Annotated in this window: 1 protein-coding gene and 1 pseudogene; both read left to right on the forward strand. The window is 72.3% G+C overall.

Annotated features, from left to right (window positions below):
* On the forward strand, window positions 1–1,658 hold a 1,658-nt coding region (locus tag J5F18_RS03390; RefSeq protein ID WP_346300933.1), incomplete at its 5' end, for an AsmA family protein.
* Between the two features lie 104 nt (window positions 1,659–1,762).
* Window positions 1,763–2,358 (forward strand): annotated as a pseudogene (locus J5F18_RS03395) (A/G-specific adenine glycosylase); the annotation flags it as partial.

The following is a 2,358-nucleotide window of genomic DNA, read 5'->3' on the forward strand; positions in this document are numbered from 1 at the left end:
CTCGGCTCGTCAGCGATGTCACCCTGGAGGGGCGCGTGACCCTGGGGCTGGCCGAGCGGCGCTACCTGCTGGACGACCTGTCGCTGACCAGTGCTAGCCGACTGGCGGGGGTGGCGGGCGAGCAGAAGCTGACCCTGAAGGGCAGCCAGCTGATGCTGGACGCCATCGGGCGTCGCCTTCACCTGGAGGATGGGCGTCTTGAGGCCACCCTCGAGCATCCGGCACTGGGCGAGTCGCCGCTGCCACTGTCCACGGCCTTCGGTCTGGAGGCCGATCTGGTCGAGGAGACCGCCCGGCTGCGCGACCTGACGCTGAGCGGCGAGCATGGCCTGAGCCTGAGTGGCCACCTCAATGTCAACGGCCTCCGGGAGGCCCCGATCTACGATGGCCAGCTGCGCCTGGCGCCCTTCTCGCTGCGCCCCTGGCTGGAGCGTTTCGGCAGCCTGCCGGTGACCGCCGACGCCGAGGCGCTGAGCGAGGTGGCGCTGACCAGCCCGCTGCAGGGTGACCTGTCGCGGCTGGAGCTGGACGGCCTGACCCTGACGCTGGACGACAGCACCTTCAGCGGCCGGCTCGCGGCGGGCCTGGACGGGCGGCTGCTGGACTTCGAGCTGCAGGGCGATCGCCTGGACCTGGATGCCTACCTGCCGCCGGCCGAGCCGCAGGGCGACAGCGCTGCCCGGGGCGGTGTGCCGGGCATCGCGCGGGCCCACGCCGAGGAGGCTCCCGGCACCCTGGTGCCGGCGGAGTGGCTGGCCGCGCTGGCCCTGGACGGCGAGCTGAGCCTGGGGCAGCTGGGCCTGGCGGGGCTCGACTTCCAGGACGTGGGCCTGGCCCTGGAGGGCGGCGACGGACGTCAGCGACTGACCCGCTTCGCGTCCGGCTTCTACGAGGGCAGCCTGGCGGCCAGCGGTGAGCTCGACCTGACCCGCGACCCGATCCACTGGCGGCTGACGCCGCGCGTCGAGCGGGTGCGGATCGGTGAGCTGCTGGAGGCCCTGGGCGACGAGGCGGCCCCGCTGCGCGGACGCCTTTCCGCCGAGGGGGAGCTGACCACCCGCGGCAATACCTGGCCGTCGCTGAAGCGCCACCTGGACGGTCGCCTCGCCTCGCATATCGAGGACGGCGCCATCCTCGACGTCAACGTCTCCCGCGAACTCTGCACCGCCGTGGCGACGCTGGAGGGACGCGAGACCACCCGTGACTGGCACCCGGACACGCGCTTCGATCGCGCCGAGGCCACCTTCGTGATCCGCGATGGCACCCTGAACAGCGATGACCTGCTGGTGGCCATCCCGGGCATCGAGCTGGGCGGCGAAGGGTGGCTGGACCTCACCAGCGAGCGCTTCGAGCTGCTTGCCGCGGCACGGGTGGTCGATACCGCGGATGCCGCCTGCCGGGTCAATCCGCGCCTCGAACGGGTGCCCTTCCCGGTGCGCTGCGAGGGGAACCTCTCGGGCGAGAGCGGGGAGTGGTGCCGCTTCGATCGTCAGGCCTTCCAGTCCGCCGTGGGCGAGGCGCTGCGCGAGGAGCTGGGCCGTCGCGCCGGCGAGGAGGTAGATCGCCGCCTGGAGGGTGCCCTGGAGCGACTCGATGAGCGCCTGGGAGAGGGCAGCGGTCAGGAACTTCGTGACGCCCTGCGTGGTCTGTTGAACTGAGCAACGTCAGTCCCTGCGCCGGCACCCCCTGTCGGCGCTTTTTTTCGCCTGTCACTTCGTCCGAGGGCTTGCCGGCCCTCGGGCGTTCGCATCCTGGAGCCCGCATGTCGGAGATGCCCGAACCCGTTCTCCCCCCCGAGGCCTTCCAGCGTCGCCTGCTGGCCTGGTTCGAAGCCCACGGCCGCCACGACCTGCCCTGGCAGCGGGAGCGCAGCCCCTATCGGGTCTGGGTCTCGGAGATCATGCTGCAGCAGACCCAGGTCGCCACGGTGATTCCCTACTTCGAGCGCTTCATGGCGCGCTTCCCGGACGTCCAGGCGCTGGCGGCGGCGGAGCAGGACGCGGTGCTGCACCTGTGGACCGGGCTCGGCTACTACGCCCGCGGCCGCAACCTGCACCGCGCCGCCCGGGCGGTGGTCGACGACCATGGCGGCGAGCTGCCGCTGGCGCTCGAGGCGCTCTCCGCCCTGCCGGGCATCGGGCGCTCTACCGCCGGGGCGATCATCGCCCAGAGCAGCGGCCGGCGCGCGGTGATTCTCGACGGCAACGTCAAGCGTAGCCTGGCTCGCCTGCACGCCCTGGAGGGCTGGCCGGGGCGCCCCGCAGTGGCGCGCCGGCTGTGGGCCCTGGCCGAGCACTACACGCCCGACGTGCGACTGGTGGACTACACCCAGGCGATGATGGACCTGGGCGCCACCCT

The organism is Halomonas sp. BM-2019, from assembly GCF_017584085.1.